Here is a 14794-nt window from a genome sequence, read left to right on the forward strand (position 1 = left end):
GACGACTACCGAGGAGGTAAAAAACATGAAACCCTGGTCCCGTGTTGTACTTGCCCTCAGTTTTATCTTTGCTGCCGCGCCCCAAAGCTGGGCAGCTCCCCCCGCCTGGGCCGAACGCCCGGTGCGACTGATCGTCCCTTCTGCCGCGGGTGGTTCGGGCGACACCCTGGCTCGTCCTCTGGCCGAAGCTCTGGGCAATGAAATAGGTCAAACCGTTGTTGTAGAAAATAAAGGAGGTGTAGGCGGCGTGCTGGGTGCCAGCATGGTGGCCAACTCCAGCCCCGCCGACAATCAGCTCTTGTTTGGTGCCGTGCATCACATGATTGCACCTGCCGTGTTGAAGAACTTCCCCTACGACACACGCAAGGACCTGAAAGCCGTCACCCTGATTGCCGCCATGCCCAATGTGCTGGTGGTGAACGCCAATTCGCCCTATCACAGCGTGGACGACCTGCTGGCCGCCGCCAAGCAAGGCGCTGGCGTGAACTATGGCACCAGTGGCGTAGCCACCATGCTGCATCTGATGGCCGGCAAGCTGGAAAAGAAATCCGGCACCACCATGACCGCCGTGCACTACAAAGGCAGCGGCCCGGCTGTCATGGCGCTGATCAGTGGCGATCAAGTGGACTTCATGTTCGAGACCATGCCGTCGGCCGTGGCGCAGATACGCAATGGTCGCCTGCGCGCCCTGGCCGTATCCAGCCCGGAACGCGCTCCTGCCTTGCCGGATGTTCCCACGCTGAAAGAACTGGGCATGGATGAGATCAGTGCCCAGACCTGGTACGGGATTTTCATGCAAGGCGATGTACCGGATGCCACCGTGCAAAGCGTGGCAGACAGCATTCACCGTGCCTTGAATACCGACAAGATCAAGGAAATCTGGGAAGGGAACGGCGCGACCCTGGTCACCAATAGCCCGGCCGAATTCACGGTCTATGTGGATCAGCAGTTGAACTATTGGGCCGACTCGGTCAGTGATCTGGGGCTGAGCAACTTCTAACTCTAAAAACTGCAACTCACCTTCAGGGCTGCCACTGGCAGCCCTTTTTCTTGAGCCTGTCCTGCCCCTGCTGCTTCGCGTTATGCTGTGGCACCATCTACAGCAAACCATAGCCATGTCCAGCCTGTTCCACCCCTTTGAAAAGCTTGCCGCCCAACTCCTGCCCCATAGCAGCACCAGTCACAACGACGGCTCCCACGACCAATCGCACTTGCAGCGCGTCTGGAAGAACGTCTGTGCGATTCAGGAAAAAGAAGGTGGGGATCTGCGGATTTTGCTGGCAGCAACGGTGCTGCACGACTGCGTGGCGGTAGAGAAGAATTCGCCATTGCGCTCTCGTGCTTCCACCCTGTCGGCGGAGCAGGCACGACACATTCTGACCAGGCTGGGATGGTCAGAGCAGGACTGTGAAGCCGTGGGCCAAGCAATTCAAAGCCACAGCTTTTCAGCAAACATCCCGCCCGTCAGTCTGGAGGCCCGCATCTTGCAGGATGCAGACCGGCTGGATGCCATTGGCGCTTTAGGGATAGCTCGCTGCTTCTATACAGCGGGGCGAATGGGCTCCAGCTTGTATGAGCCGGAAGACCCAAAAGCAGAGACTCGTCCTCTGGATGACAAGCGCTACGCGCTGGATCACTTCCCGGCCAAATTATTCAAATTGGCCGAGGGTTTTCAGACTGAACGGGGGCAAGCAATCGCACGTGAGCGACACGCGCGGATGGAACGGTTTATAGAGGAAATGCTGGGGGAGCTGTAATCCCTAGCCCCTTTTACAACTCCGTATATTTCTTGTTCGTCCCCCGCACTTTGTCAGCGGGGTATTTCCGGGCGTTTTTTACCAGCTTGTTGGTAACAGCCTCATTCATATCCACACCCAGAACGAAGGCCAGACGGCTCAGGTAGATTTGCACGTCAGCCAGTTCATCGCGCACGGCTTCAGCAGTTTTCGGGTCTTTGCCTGCTTCGCGGGACTGGTCTTCTGTCAGCCATTGGAAGATTTCGATCAGCTCGCCCACTTCGTTGGTCAGGGCCATGGCCAGATTTTTGGGGCTATGGAACTGGTCCCACTCACGCTCGCGGGCGAACTGGGCGACGGCCTCGTTCAGGCCAGTCAAATTCATCAAGGGGCGTTTTGAGTCTGTCATTACGTACTTCACTCTAAAAATTTCAATCCAGCGACAGACTCACACAAGGGCCGGGGGGATGGCAAGTCTGTTTACGATCTCGCAGCCGTTTGCAGGCTCATCATCAGGCGGTCCAATGCGTTGGCAAACTCACGCCGGTCGGCCTGGCTAAAGGGGGCCGGGCCTCCGATATCCACTCCAGTGCTACGCAGCTCTTCCATCATGTCGCGCATGGCCAGGCGCTCGCCTATGCTGTTGGCGTCCAGGCGTTCGCCCCTGGGTGTCAGGACCAGAGCTTTACGCTCCAGCACCTGGGCAGCCAGAGGGATATCGGCAGTAATCACCAGATCTCCCACGCTGGCGTGCTGGACGATGTAGTCGTCCGCCACGTCAAAGCCCCGTGCCACCTGCACCGCCCTCAACCAGGGCGATGGCGGGGTGCGCAGCATCTGATTCGCCACCAGGATCACATGGCGACTCCAGCGCTGCCCGGCGCGGTACAGAATCTCTTTGATGACTACGGGACAAGCGTCCGCATCGACCCAAATCTGCATGGGTTACAGGCCCAGAGTTTGAGCCAGCAGCCGATCAATGACCTCATTGGTCGAGACGCCTTGCTCGGTAGCACGAGCGCGCACGGCATCAATAACTGGCTGGGTCAGCTTGACGGGGAAGGACACCAGGCCAGCAGCCTGATCCAGACGACGTTGTTCGCGCCGATCGGCCACGGCGGAGTCACCTGCAAAGCGTTGTGGCGTACCCGCTTTTTTTACATTGCTCAGCAGTTTGACGGCGCTGAGTTTTTCCATATCGGTGCGTTTCATCGGATTTCTTTATAAGAATGGGCTGGTTCGCTCACGGTAAGCGAACAATACGGCGACAAGGCCGTTAGCCGGTATGGCTGGCATACTGCGCAGCTTGCAGGAAAATGTCCAGGCTTTTTATGTATAAGCCCTGATAATCAAAGCTTTAGTTTCTGTAAGCAGCCACCGCCCGGCCCTACACCTAACCACCAGTCACCAGTCACCAGTCACCAGATCAGCATGCGCAAAAAAACCCGCCGTAGCGGGTTTTTTATTGGCCTGATCGTATCAGTCCTGACGTGCAGTCACTTCTACCAGGTGGTAGCCGAACTGAGTCTTGACGGGGCCTTGCACAACGCCAACGGGGGCGCTGAACACAACCTGATCGAACTCGGGCACCATTTGGCCACGGCCAAATGTTCCCAGCTCACCGCCCATGCGGGCCGATGGGCAGCTGGAATTTTCCTTGGCCACCTGAGCAAAGTCAGAACCACCTTCGATAGCGGCTTTCAGTTCGTTCGCTTTCTCTTCGGTGCTGACCAGAATGTGGCGTGCGGAGGCTTGTGCCATGGTGTACTCCTTTTTTTAGAAAATCGTTTGAGCTTAACCCAGAACCATGCCGGAAGCGAAGCCCCCGGCACCGGTTCTACACCTGCTGTTTCAATTTCAGGCTTGGGCAGCTTTCTTGCGCTTGGCCGCGGCAATGCCATGACCCAGGGCAACGATCAGCAAGGCACCCACCACTTCAGCAATCAGCTTGGTGCTGGTGGAGGCTTCACCAAAGAACTCGATGAACTTCACGTCGGTCACGATCATGCCACCGGCAATCCAGCCCAGCAGCGCGGCGCCTAAGGTCACCACGATAGGGAAGCGATCGATCAGCTTCAGAACCAGGGTGCTGCCCCAGATAATGATAGGCACACTTACGACCAGACCAAAGACAACCAGACCGATCTGATGATCCGGATCGGCGGTTTGCGCCGCACCGGCAATGGCGATCACGTTGTCCAAGCTCATCACAAAGTCGGCAATGATGATGGTTTTAACAGCTTTCCACAGGGTGGCACTGCCTTCCACATTACCGTGGCCTTCATCTTCAGGGATCAGCAGTTTCACACCAATCCAGACCAGCAACAAGGCACCGACCACTTTCAGGTAAGGCACGGCCAGCAAGGTCAGGGCAAAGGCAATCAGGACGACGCGCAGGCCAATGGCACCGGCCGTACCCCACAAAATACCTTTGACACGTTGTTTGGCAGGCAAGTTACGGCAAGCCAAAGCGATAACCACGGCGTTATCGCCCCCCAGCAATATATCGATCAGGATGATCTGAAATACTGCCGCCCAACTCATTGTTTGCAAAAACTCCATCATGTGTAAGACCGCCTTTTCATATTGTTTGATTAAAAGCTGACGACCATCTTGCATGACTGTACAACGAGAAAATGACGACTCGTGTACAAAACAAAAATGGCCTGATCCATTAAGGGCACAGGCCATATCGTTTTTAGAGGATACACCTTGCCCTTTAATGGCAAGGTCTTGCTTGCAACCCTAAGGTTGCCCGGGCACCGGGAACGTGTGCAAAAAACACAGATTGCCGTGATGACGATGCGCCGGAAAGTAAGCTACTCCCCCTGATAGTTCGCAAGTATAACGATCTTGTATGAAACAACAAAGCTTTTCGCCGGACATGACGATTTTTCGGTGCAAGTTCCGGATCGACGTTGCAAGCTGGCCTCACGCCCCGATAGGCCCTGAATAAAGCGCCATTGAGTTAATGAGAACTATTTGCAATAATTTGCTTTTTGTCATTCAAGCTCCTTGCCCCCATGTCCAATTCGGACCTCTCCCGCAAAAGCTGGCTGGCCTATTATGGCGAGTTCATGCAGTCCTGCCTGCGCCGCTTTGGCGGTGCCGCGGACGCGGAAGACGTCGCCCATGATGCGGTAGAGGCCCTGCTTCGAAAAGATCAGAAAACACTGACAGCGGCCCATGCCCGCAATTTTCTGTACAAGTCCGCGCGCCATCGGGCCATTGATCTGTGGCGTCGCAACAGCCGCTTCCAGCACCTGGCCTGGGACGAGCTGCATGAAGACGCTCACCCCATCACCGACGGTGCCGATGCCCACGCCAGTGCGGAGCAAGTGCGCCACGCCCTGGTTGCGGCCCTGGAAGCGTTGCCTTTGAATCACCGACGGGTTTTTGTCTTGAATCGCATCGAAGGCTGGACCCAGCCTGAAATTGCCCGTCATCTGAAACTGTCCATTGCCAGCGTGGAGCGTTATATTGCGCTGGCCAGCCAGTTTATCCGCGAGCGCCTGCGCGATGAGTTCTGAATCCCCTTTCTCCCCCAGTGATGCCACCTCCCCCGCCGAAGCCGCCGCCCAATGGTCGGCCCGCCTGCATTCGGGCCGCTTCAGCCCGGCTGACGAGCAAGCGCTGGAGGAGTGGTTGCAGGCTGACCCGGAAAACGAGCGCGAATTTATGGCGGTGGAGCAGTTAAGCTCCCTGGCCAGCACGCTGGACAAGGATTTGGTCAAGCTGCTGTATGGCGGCAAAGTGCCCCAGCGGCCCGATCTGCGCCGCCGCAAACTGATCCGTAATACCGGCGCCCTGGTCGCTGTCGCGGGCTCTGCCGGTTTGGCAGGCCTACTACTCGGCCCCCAGGCTGTGTACGCCGCTAGCCTGCAAACACGTGTGGGCGAGCGCCGCTGGGTTCCTCTGCCGGACGGCTCCAGCCTGGAGCTGAATACCGCCACCCAAGCCGAGCTGCGATTTTATGAAGACAGCCGTCATCTGGACCTGATTCAGGGCGAAGTGATGTGCGCGATAGCCTCCAGCCCGCAGCGCCCTTTCATCGTCAAAGCAGGCAATACGGTGGTACGCGTTACCGGCACCAGCTTTACGGTTCGCCGCGATGCCGAGCAAGTCAAAGTGCTGGTCGAAAGCGGTAGTGTGGAAGTGTCCAGCGGCCGCTGGTGGAACCGCCAGACCCGGTATCTGGCCGCTGGCTCTGGCGCCACCGTTTCCGTTCAGGATGGGCTCAGTATTCAACCCGAGGTCGATGTGGCCGCTGCCACCGCCTGGCGGCAAGGACGCCTGATTGTGCGGGACCTGTCCTTGTTCGAAGTCGTTGCTGAAATCAACCGCTATCGCGAGCATCCCATCCGCATTGCTGACGGCAGAATCGGCCAGCAGCGTGTCACCGCGTCCTTCCTGCTGGATGAACAAAGTGCGGTGCTTCAAGCCCTGCAACAGATCCTGCCACTGCAGGCCAAGACACAAGACGATGGCAGTGTCCTGCTGAGCAGCGTCTCGTAATTACAATTAGTTTCAAATAAATCGATTCAGGCTGAGGGGTTTAGTAAGACTGACTCGTATTTAGATTCAGCGTTCCTCAACATCGCGTTTGACGAACATCTCTGAATCCGGGCGTCGCCCTGCTCGCCCCTACCCTGAATCTGCACCGTGAACCGAACCGCTTTCCTACCCCGCCTGCGCCCCGTCCTGCTCGCTTTGATGATGGCCAGTGCCAGCACCCCTGCCCTGGCCCAAGACAATCCTGTCCCTATCCACATTCCGGCCCAGCCCTTGTCCGAAGCGCTGCTGAAACTGGCCGAGCAAACTCAGCTTCAGGTGTTTTTCTCGCCCTCACTGGTGCAAGGTCTGAGCACAACACCGATTCAAGGCCGCATGCGCCCGGAAGAGGCCCTGCGCAGCCTGCTGCAAGGTTCCGGTCTGGAGTACCGGCGCGAGAACAACACCATCACCCTGTCGCGCCCCAATACGGACGCCACCATGCTGGACCCGGTGCGCGTCGTGGGCCGTCGCCTGCCCGTGACGGAAGGCAGCCAGACCTATGCCAGCCACGGCGCGACCACCACGGCCACCAGGCTGAACATGACGCTACGCGAAACACCACAAACTGTCAGTGTCATGACGCGCCAGCGTATTGAGGACCAGTCACTGGACAATATCGGCAGCGTGCTGCAACAAGCGCCCGGTATTTCCATCCAGCACATAGGCAGCGACCGCTACACCATCTACTCGCGTGGCTATGCTATCGACAACTATCAGCTGGACGGCCTGTCCACACTGTCCGATATCGTCAGCCAGAACATCCCACAGGGGCTGGCGGATATGGCGATTTATGACCGCGTGGAAGTGCTGCGTGGTGCCTCTGGTTTGCTGGCTGGTGCAGGCGAGCCATCTGGCGTCGTCAATATGGTCCGTAAACGTCCGACAGCCGATTTTCAGGGCCATGCTGAAGTGAGCTACGGGTCATGGGATCAGATGCGCGCTCAAGTAGACCTGGGCGGCCCGATTAACGAGAACGGCAGCCTGCGCGGCCGTCTGGTTGGAGCCCATCAGGAAGGCAACAGCTATATGGACTACTTCACAACTAAAAAAGATGTGGTCTACGGCATACTTGAGGCCGACATTACGGACACCACGCTTGTCACCTTGGGGATGGATTATCAAAAAAATGATCCGCGCGGCTCCTCTGGCTCCGGCTTTCCTTTGTTCTACGACACCGGCGAACAGACCGATTTTGATATTTCCACCAATGCAGGGGCTCGTTGGAACACCAATACACTGGAGTCTCACAACACCTTTGTGAAACTGGACCAGCAACTGGGGGCAGACTGGTCACTGGCCATGTCCCTGAATTACCTGAAGGCCCGTCGAAGCGGGAAAAGCGCGGATGCTTCCTGGGGCTATCCCAACCGTGAAACGGGCGACGGCGTGCAGCTTTACGGAGGTGTTTCAAATGCCACACAGTATCAAACCAGTTTTGATATTCACGCAAAAGGCCCTTTTTTTCAACTATTTGGACAGGACCACGAACTGATCGTCGGCTTTAATTCGTCACGCTACAAGAATCGCCATGACACCATGGACGACGATATCGAAGGCACCTCCATCAATCTCCACGACTGGAACAACAACCCGGCCTTACCCCATACAACTGGAGAAAAGCTGTTTGACTATGATCTGACCGTCAAACAGTACGGTGGGTATTCGGCGCTACGCCTTAAACCCAGCGACAAGCTGGCTGTCATTTTGGGGGGCCGCCTCAGCAATTACCGCTACAGTCTTTCCCAAAGCTATCCTGACCCTGGTATGCAGCGCTTTAACAGCCTGAAAACCATGCACGAAGACAATGTCTTCACCCCATATGCCGGCATTGTGTACGACCTGAATGAAGAGCATTCGATCTATGCCAGCTACACCAGCATCTTCAAGCCACAAAGCTATCGCGACCGTAGCGGCAACTTTCTGGACCCGCGCAAAGGCGATAACTACGAAATCGGCCTGAAAAGCGAAATGCTGGACGGCCGCGTGAACAGCAGCATTGCGCTGTACGAAATCCGCCAGGACAATCTGGCCGTGGCCGACAGTGGCTTTATCGTGCCGGGTACCGAGCGCGAAGCGGCCTACACGGCGGTCAAAGGCGCCAAGACCCAGGGCCTGGATATGGAAGTGACGGGCGAGCTGCTCGATGGCTGGAACATGGCCTTTAGCTACACCTACAGCCAGACCAAAGACGCCCAGGGCGAGCGCATCAAAACCCTGGTGCCACGCCATATGGCCAAGCTGTGGACCACCTACCGCCTGCCCGGCAGCTGGAATCGCCTGACGATTGGGGGTGGTGTGAACTGGCAAAGCCAGATCCATTTCACCGCCACACCGTGGGATTTGGGCAAGACTGTCACCGGAGAACAAAGCAGCTACGCCGTCGTCAACCTGATGGGCCGCTACGACTTCAGCAAGCAATTGACGGCCACCTTGAACGTCAACAATCTATTCAACCGCGAGTACCTGAGTGCGCTGGATCAGACCTTCTACACCGGCTATTACGGTGCGCCGCGTAATGCCATGCTGAACCTGCGTTATTCCTTCTAATCACGTGAAAGCGGCTACCAGGCAAACAGCCCCCGTAACCTGGAAAATAATCCAGGCCTCGGGGGCCACTGCGGGTTTGCTGATCACTTCAGCCTTGTGCCAGCGTTGCTGAACCCTGAAGGCTTACACGCACTTCAGGGCACTCAAATCCCCCGTATACGGAAAGCGCAATTCCTCGTAGCCAAAGGGCTGAAAATGCACCGTCAAACCATCTGCGTTGGGCAAGATAAGCGCGTAACTGGCAGGCTCGAAAGTCGATGTTGCGGCCCCCTCGCGCTCCAGATCCAGTTCGTGCTGATGGTTGGTGCCATTGACCGTCACAAAATGCAGGCCGTTCCACACACCGCTGGCGCAGCGATGCACGTGACCGGAGAACAAATGCACGGGCGCGGGATGAGCCTTGAGCAAAGGCAATAAATCCGACGCATTACTCATACGCAGCCAATCCATGGACGGATACTGCAAGGCAGGTAAAGGATGGTGCGAAAACAGCATGACCGGCCCGCTATGCGCGGCCAGCTCCTGCTGCAACCATTGCAGACGCCGCGTACACAAAAAGCCGTTGGTATAGCCGTCCTCCAAGGTATCCAGGTAGATCAGGCGCCAATCGCCCAGGGTCTCGGCATGCTGTACAAAGCCGGGTAAATCGGTCGTGGCCTGCGGAAATACACTGTGAAAAGCGCTGCGGCTGTCGTGGTTGCCCATCATCAAACGTACAGGCGGAATCAAATCCTGCAAGCCTTCACACAGCCGCTCGTATGCGCGTGGATGACCGGCGTGGGTCAGGTCGCCCGTCAACACGCACAAGTCTGCATCGGCATGATGACGATTGACGTGCTGCACACAACTACGCAAACGATCCAGAGGGTCCGAGCCAAACAACAGGCCATCGGGCGGGGTAATGTGCAGGTCCGAAAACTGGATGATCTTCATCAGAATTCCTTAACGAATGCCGGCGCGTAAAAAGGCCTGCATGAACTGCTTTTGAAACAGCAAAAAGCCCAACAAAAGCGGCAAGATAGTCATTAATGTGGCGGCACTGATCAGGGAGATACTGACCCCGCTTTCCGGTGCGCCAAACAGGGATAAACCTACGGTCAAAGGACGGGTATGGTCAGAGCTGCTGATCACCAAGGGCCATAGAAAATTGTTCCAGTGCGTAGACACCGACACCAGGGCATAAGCCAGGTACACAGGCTTGACCAACGGCACGTACACTCGCCAGAGCACACCCAGGCGGCTGCATCCTTCCAGTCGCGCCGCATCCTCCAGTTCACGCGGCACTTGCTTGAAAGCCTGGCGCAACAAGAACACGCCAAAGGCACTGGCCATATAGGGCACACCCATGCCCCAGACCGTGTCCGTCCAGCCCAGCAAGGCCACCATGCGGTAGTTCTCCACAATCAGCACTTCGGGCAGGATGAACAACTGCAAAAGCAGCAGCATGAACAGAAACTGGCTGCCAAAGAAACGAAAGCGGGCAAAGGCATAAGCGGCCAGGGTGCACAGCACAAACTGTCCGAGCAGAATGGTCAGCACCAGCACGGTGGTGTTGAAGATGTAGCGCAACCAGGGCGCACGGTCCCAGGCGGCTGCAAAATTACTAAAGGTCCAGCCTGCGCTCCAGTCAAAACTCAAGGCGGCGGACGGGTCGCGAAATGCAGCCCAGCAGGCGTATAGCAAAGGGGCAATCCACAGCAGGGCCAGCGCATGTGCCCCCACCGTATCCAGAGATGGCAAACGCAAGCTGCGGCCCGGAGCAGTCAAAACAGTGTCCATGTTCATCACTGGTAGTGCACGCGTCGTTCAGCGTAGCGAAATTGAAAGATGGCGACAGCACCCAGCCCCAACAAGAGCACAACTGTCAGCACGGCGGCACTAGGCGTATCCATATAGGCAAAGGCGGTTTCCCAGATCCAGTACAGCATCAGCTTGGAGGCATTATTGGGGCCGCCCTTGGTCAAGATAAACAAGTGATCAACCAGCTTGACCGAGTTGATCAGCGCGTTGATCAAAATGAACAGGGTCGTGGGTGCCAGCAAGGGCAAGAGCACACGGCGGCCATACTGCCAGCGGGTCGCGCCTTCCAGACGAGCGGCATCGCGCAGCTCCGGCGGAATGGTTTGCAAGGCCGCCAGATAAAAGATCATGAAAAAACCGGCTTCTTTCCAGATCGTCACCACCATGACCGCGCCCAGGGCGGTTTGCGGCTGGCCCAGCCAGTTGGTGGCCCCGGCGCCAAACAGCTTGGCAATCTGATCCAGTAAACCCAGATCCGGTGTGTAGAAAAACAGCCATAGATTGGCGGCGGCAATCATGGGCAGCATGGTGGGCGTGAAGTAAGCACAACGCACCCAGGCCCGCATACTCATGGCCCGGTTGGCCCACAAGGCCATCAACAAAGCCAGGGCCATGGACACCGGAATCACAATGGCGGCATACCAAAGATTGTTCTTCAGAACCAGCCAGAACGTCGGGTCAGCCAGCATGGCATCGTAGTTGTCCATGCCCACAAACTGGGCCGGACGACGCGCCGTGCCTTTACTCAACAAGCTGGACCAGAACGTGTGCAGCGCCGGGATAAAGGCAAACACGCTTAGCAGCACAAACAGCGGCGTTAACAAGAGGTAAGCAAATACCCACTCTTTACGCAGCACACGCAATGGTTCAGCCATTCCTGCACCTGCTTAGTTGAAAGGACGCAGCAGACGGTCTGCGGCAGCCTGGGCTTCGTCCAGAGCGGCCTTGGGCGTCTTGGCATTAGTCAGCACGGCTTGCACAGCGTTGGACAACAGTTCACGTACACGTGCTGTCTCGTAAGTGGCAAACTCGGGCGAAGCTACGGCCAACTGATCGCGGGCAACCACAGCCTGCGGGAACGTTTTGGCGTACTCGACCAGAGCAGGCGTTTCGTAGGCGGCAGGGCTGACACCGACATAGCCCGTAGCCATGGACCACTTGGCGGCACGCTCAGGGGCCGTCATCCAGCGCACAAAATCCAGAGCCGCTTTCTTCTGTTCCTCGTTCGCGCCCTTGAACAGGTAGAAGTTGCCACCGCCGGTAGGCGAAGCCGCTTTTTCCTTGGCGGGCAGCATGGCAACACCAAAGTCGAACTTGGCTTCATTCTTCACCGCAGTCAGGTTGCCCGTGGTGTGCCACATCATGGCGGTCTTGCCTTGGACAAAAGCCTGGCGCAGCGTGCCCCATTCAATGGTGCCAGTGGGGCTGACTTTGTTCTTGTAGGCCAGGTCGTGGAAGAACTGCAGCGCCTCCACCGACTTGGGGTCATTGAAGTAAACCTGCGTGCCTTCTTCATTCATCAGCTGACGGCCATTTTGCAAGGCCATGGCCTGGAACATCCAGTAGGGGTAGCCCGTCGACGGAATCATCAAGCCGTGATGCTGGTCATTAGTCAGTTTCTGGGCGGTTTGCACCAGCTCGTCCCAGGTCTTGGGAGCTTGATCCGGATTCAGGCCTGCAGCGCGAAACATGTCCTTGTTGTAGAACATGACGATGGTGGAGCGCTGGAACGGAATGCCCCAGACCTTGCCTTCCAAGGTGCCGTTAGCCATCAAGGCGGGATAAAAGCTTTTCAGCCAATCCTGGCTGGTGGCGTCCTGAGCCACATCGCTAAAGGCTTCAACCAGGCCTTGTTCCACCAGATCATGCGTATCCAGTGCGCCCAGTACAGAAAGCTGCACCGGCTCGCCCGCACGCAGGGCCGACAAGGCACGTACACGGGTTTCATCGTAGTTACCGGAGTAGACAGCTTTAACGGTGACTTCCGGGTTTTGGGCCTGATAGTCCTTGATCATTCCATCGACCACATCGGTCAGCGGCCCCCCTACGGCAATGGGGTAATACATGGTCAATTCCACCGCGCTATGGGCATTGGCGCCCAGGCCCATCAACAGGGCGCTGGAGGTGGCAAGCAGACAATTCTTCAACATGGGTAGACTCGCAGTACGTTTAGGGAAGAACAGCAGGAGGAACAGCGAAAGGAGCAGCAGTCAGAGCATCCGCAGACGGCAGGCGAGCCCCGCTGTCCTGGTTAAAGTAAAAAGCGTGAACAGGGTCCCAGCTCAAGCCACAGCGAGCACCCGCCTCGACGCTGCGGCTGTGCGGCGCGCGCACGATCAGGGTGTGGCCATCGTCAAGCTGCACATACACATAGGCATCGGCCCCCTGAAACTCCTGGTGCACCACGGTGGCAGCCACATACTGCTCGCCCGCTTCGTGCAAGTTCAGGTTCTCCGGGCGCACGCCCACCAGCACACGATGCGGCTGGTCGTACTGACGGCGCGAGGGCCACAACTCCAAGGGCACGTGGTCACTGTGAATCATCATCATGGGTGGGCTGCCGATAAAGCCGGCGGTAAAGACGCTATTGGGCTGCCCGTACAGGTCCTGGGCACTGCCCTGCTGCTCGATGTGTCCAGCGTTAAGCAGCACCACGTGATCGGCCATGCCCATGGCTTCGGTCTGATCGTGGGTGACGTACACCACGGTCAAACCCAAGCGTTGCTGTAGAGCACGGATTTCATGGCGCACGGTGTGACGCAGCTTGGCATCCAGGTTCGACAGCGGCTCGTCCATCAGGCAGATACGATGGCCCGACACAATGCTGCGCGCCAGGGCTACACGCTGCCGCTGCCCGCCCGACAACTGGCCGGGCTTGCGCTCTTCCAGACCTTCCAGATTGGTCAGCGCCAAGGCTTCACGCAAACGCTCTTTTTGCTGCTGACGATCGGCACGGCGTACTTGCAGGCCGAACAAGATGTTGTCAGCCACATTCAGATGCGGGAACAGGGCGTAGGATTGGAACACCATGCTCAAGCCACGCTTGGCGGGCTCCAGATAGGTGGCATCCTGCCCATTAATAAAAAGACGCCCCTGATCGGGGGTTTCCAGCCCGGCAATAATGCGCAGCAAGGTGGACTTACCGCAGCCCGAAGGCCCCAGCAAGGCCGTAAATTTACCTTCCTGAATGGACAGGTCCATTTGCTTGAGCACGGCCTGTTCGCCCCAGGCTTTGCCTATGCCTTGCAGCTCGATAGCGGCGCGATTCATGCCTGCACCTCGTCAGCGATCACGATCTGAACACGCGCAGGAATTTGCTCGCGGTAAGGTTCGGGAATAGGCTGGTCGCTGACCAGAATATCCACATCATCCAAAGAGCCACTGCGCACAGGAGCACGACGGCCAAATTTGGTGTGATCCAGCACCAGGATCCGCACCCGACAATTGCCGCGCAGGGCTTTGTGGCAATCGGACTCGGCCATATCAAAGTCCAGCAAAGCACCGTCCGAGTCAAAGCCCCCTACCCCGGACACGCCAAAGTCCGCCTTGAAGCTGTTGAACAGGCGTTCGGCGCCGGGGCCCAGAATTTCGGGGTTGGGCTGACGCAGTTCACCACCCGTCAGTACCACGCGGTGGCTCATATTGTGGGACAGGGCCAGAGCGGCACTGATGTTGTTGGTGACCACGGTCAGATCGCGATGGTCGGCCAGCGCCAGGGCCACTTGCTCGGGGGTGGTGCCAAAACCCAGCAGCAGGCTGGCACCGGGGGGAATCAAAGTGGCAACGGCTCGCCCGATACGGGCCTTGGCTTGCAAATGGGTAATGCGGCGCGTTTGGAAAGGCACATTACGCTCGACCACATTCAGCTCGGCACCACCATGGCGGCGGCGCACCAGATCGGCTTCATACAAGTGGTTCAGGTCGCGCCGGATAGTCTGCGGCGTCACCCCGAAATGCGCGGCCAAGCCATCCACTGACACCGCCCCTTGGGCGGCCAGCAGATCCACAATAATGCTTTGCCTGACAGATAGGTTCATAACACGGCGTATGGGTTTCGTTTGAATACCCGGCAGTGTAGGAACGCGAAGTTACGTGTCGGTGACGCTCAGATGAAAGTTTTATGACGCCCAAATGTTCATATGAACATACTCTGCCTA

16 protein-coding genes are annotated in these 14794 nt (G+C 57.4%); 5 read left to right on the plus strand and 11 right to left on the minus strand.

All coding sequences use genetic code 11. The features are described from left to right. Nucleotides 1–25: 25 nt before the first annotated feature. Nucleotides 26–1000 carry a Bug family tripartite tricarboxylate transporter substrate binding protein gene (locus N879_RS11760; protein WP_009463206.1) on the plus strand — a complete coding sequence of 325 codons (975 nt, stop codon included), beginning with the start codon at nt 26–28 and terminating at the stop codon, nt 998–1000. Between the two features lie 115 nt (nt 1001–1115). Next, nucleotides 1116–1757 (plus strand): HD domain-containing protein, encoded by a 642-nt coding sequence (locus N879_RS11765; protein WP_009463204.1) that lies wholly within the window; start codon nt 1116–1118, stop codon nt 1755–1757. Nucleotides 1758–1770: 13 nt separating this feature from the next. On the opposite strand, the gene N879_RS11770 is transcribed toward N879_RS11765, so the two are convergent. The 5 genes from N879_RS11770 to N879_RS11790 form a co-directional block, all read right to left on the minus strand. Continuing rightward, nucleotides 1771–2145, minus strand: coding sequence for a nucleotide pyrophosphohydrolase (locus N879_RS11770; RefSeq protein WP_009463202.1), 375 nt, complete (start codon nt 2143–2145; stop codon nt 1771–1773). A 71-nt stretch (nt 2146–2216) separates the two neighbouring features. Beyond that, on the minus strand, nt 2217–2678 hold the full coding sequence (locus tag N879_RS11775) for a YaiI/YqxD family protein (protein ID WP_009463200.1): 462 nt from the start codon (nt 2676–2678) through the stop codon (nt 2217–2219). A 3-nt stretch (nt 2679–2681) separates the two neighbouring features. After that, a complete protein-coding gene (locus N879_RS11780) occupies nt 2682–2948 on the minus strand; it encodes a hypothetical protein (RefSeq protein ID WP_009463198.1) in 267 nt (88 codons plus the stop codon). Nucleotides 2949–3215: 267 nt separating this feature from the next. Further along, nucleotides 3216–3497 carry a peptidylprolyl isomerase gene (locus N879_RS11785; protein WP_009463196.1) on the minus strand — a complete coding sequence of 94 codons (282 nt, stop codon included), beginning with the start codon at nt 3495–3497 and terminating at the stop codon, nt 3216–3218. Nucleotides 3498–3593: 96 nt separating this feature from the next. Next, nucleotides 3594–4301, minus strand: coding sequence for a TerC family protein (locus tag N879_RS11790; RefSeq protein ID WP_009463194.1), 708 nt, complete (start codon nt 4299–4301; stop codon nt 3594–3596). A gap of 458 nt (nt 4302–4759) precedes the next feature. Between N879_RS11790 and N879_RS11795 the strand changes: the two genes are divergently transcribed. The 3 genes from N879_RS11795 (at nt 4760) to N879_RS11805 (ending at nt 8837) form a co-directional block, all read left to right on the plus strand. After that, nucleotides 4760–5266, plus strand: coding sequence for an RNA polymerase sigma factor (locus tag N879_RS11795; RefSeq protein ID WP_009463192.1), 507 nt, complete (start codon nt 4760–4762; stop codon nt 5264–5266). Further along, entirely contained in the window at nt 5256–6251 is a 996-nt protein-coding gene (locus N879_RS11800; RefSeq protein ID WP_009463190.1) for a FecR family protein, read from the plus strand. Before N879_RS11795 ends, N879_RS11800 begins: the two co-directional genes overlap by 11 nt. 147 nt (nt 6252–6398) lie before the next feature. Beyond that, nucleotides 6399–8837, plus strand: a complete 2439-nt coding sequence (locus N879_RS11805) for a TonB-dependent siderophore receptor (protein ID WP_009463188.1) — start codon at nt 6399–6401, stop codon at nt 8835–8837. 123 nt (nt 8838–8960) lie between these two features. Here the strand turns inward: N879_RS11805 and N879_RS11810 are convergent, their stop codons facing one another. From N879_RS11810 to N879_RS11835, 6 genes are read right to left on the minus strand one after another with little or no spacing between them, the layout of a single operon-like run. After that, complete coding sequence (locus tag N879_RS11810) at nt 8961–9770, minus strand: phosphodiesterase (RefSeq protein ID WP_009463186.1); 810 nt, start codon at nt 9768–9770, stop codon at nt 8961–8963. A 9-nt stretch (nt 9771–9779) separates the two neighbouring features. Continuing rightward, a complete protein-coding gene (locus N879_RS11815; RefSeq protein WP_009463184.1) occupies nt 9780–10622 on the minus strand; it encodes a carbohydrate ABC transporter permease in 843 nt (280 codons plus the stop codon). Further along, nucleotides 10622–11512 carry a carbohydrate ABC transporter permease gene (locus N879_RS11820; protein WP_009463182.1) on the minus strand — a complete coding sequence of 297 codons (891 nt, stop codon included), beginning with the start codon at nt 11510–11512 and terminating at the stop codon, nt 10622–10624. Before N879_RS11820 ends, N879_RS11815 begins: the two co-directional genes overlap by 1 nt. A 12-nt stretch (nt 11513–11524) precedes the next feature. Next, a complete protein-coding gene (locus tag N879_RS11825; protein ID WP_009463180.1) occupies nt 11525–12787 on the minus strand; it encodes an ABC transporter substrate-binding protein in 1263 nt (420 codons plus the stop codon). Between the two features lie 19 nt (nt 12788–12806). Continuing rightward, nucleotides 12807–13907 carry an ABC transporter ATP-binding protein gene (locus tag N879_RS11830; protein ID WP_009463178.1) on the minus strand — a complete coding sequence of 367 codons (1101 nt, stop codon included), beginning with the start codon at nt 13905–13907 and terminating at the stop codon, nt 12807–12809. Then, complete coding sequence (locus tag N879_RS11835; RefSeq protein WP_009463176.1) at nt 13904–14674, minus strand: DeoR/GlpR family DNA-binding transcription regulator; 771 nt, start codon at nt 14672–14674, stop codon at nt 13904–13906. Before N879_RS11835 ends, N879_RS11830 begins: the two co-directional genes overlap by 4 nt. Nucleotides 14675–14794 lie beyond the last annotated feature (120 nt).

Origin of the sequence: Alcaligenes sp. EGD-AK7, assembly GCF_000465875.3 — a bacterium.
GTDB classification, from domain to species: domain Bacteria; phylum Pseudomonadota; class Gammaproteobacteria; order Burkholderiales; family Burkholderiaceae_B; genus Alcaligenes; species Alcaligenes phenolicus.

Coding starts and splice junctions, on each gene's coding strand:
- N879_RS11815 (WP_009463184.1), bottom strand. CDS start 10,622: ATGAACATGGACACTGTTTTGACTGCTCCGGGCCGCAGCTTGCGTTTG.
- N879_RS11765 (WP_009463204.1), top strand. CDS start 1,116: ATGTCCAGCCTGTTCCACCCCTTTGAAAAGCTTGCCGCCCAACTCCTG.
- N879_RS11820 (WP_009463182.1), bottom strand. CDS start 11,512: ATGGCTGAACCATTGCGTGTGCTGCGTAAAGAGTGGGTATTTGCTTAC.
- N879_RS11810 (WP_009463186.1), bottom strand. CDS start 9,770: ATGAAGATCATCCAGTTTTCGGACCTGCACATTACCCCGCCCGATGGC.
- N879_RS11835 (WP_009463176.1), bottom strand. CDS start 14,674: ATGAACCTATCTGTCAGGCAAAGCATTATTGTGGATCTGCTGGCCGCC.
- N879_RS11785 (WP_009463196.1), bottom strand. CDS start 3,497: ATGGCACAAGCCTCCGCACGCCACATTCTGGTCAGCACCGAAGAGAAA.
- N879_RS11795 (WP_009463192.1), top strand. CDS start 4,760: ATGTCCAATTCGGACCTCTCCCGCAAAAGCTGGCTGGCCTATTATGGC.
- N879_RS11790 (WP_009463194.1), bottom strand. CDS start 4,301: ATGATGGAGTTTTTGCAAACAATGAGTTGGGCGGCAGTATTTCAGATC.
- N879_RS11770 (WP_009463202.1), bottom strand. CDS start 2,145: ATGACAGACTCAAAACGCCCCTTGATGAATTTGACTGGCCTGAACGAG.
- N879_RS11800 (WP_009463190.1), top strand. CDS start 5,256: ATGAGTTCTGAATCCCCTTTCTCCCCCAGTGATGCCACCTCCCCCGCC.
- N879_RS11825 (WP_009463180.1), bottom strand. CDS start 12,787: ATGTTGAAGAATTGTCTGCTTGCCACCTCCAGCGCCCTGTTGATGGGC.
- N879_RS11760 (WP_009463206.1), top strand. CDS start 26: ATGAAACCCTGGTCCCGTGTTGTACTTGCCCTCAGTTTTATCTTTGCT.
- N879_RS11780 (WP_009463198.1), bottom strand. CDS start 2,948: ATGAAACGCACCGATATGGAAAAACTCAGCGCCGTCAAACTGCTGAGC.
- N879_RS11830 (WP_009463178.1), bottom strand. CDS start 13,907: ATGAATCGCGCCGCTATCGAGCTGCAAGGCATAGGCAAAGCCTGGGGC.
- N879_RS11775 (WP_009463200.1), bottom strand. CDS start 2,678: ATGCAGATTTGGGTCGATGCGGACGCTTGTCCCGTAGTCATCAAAGAG.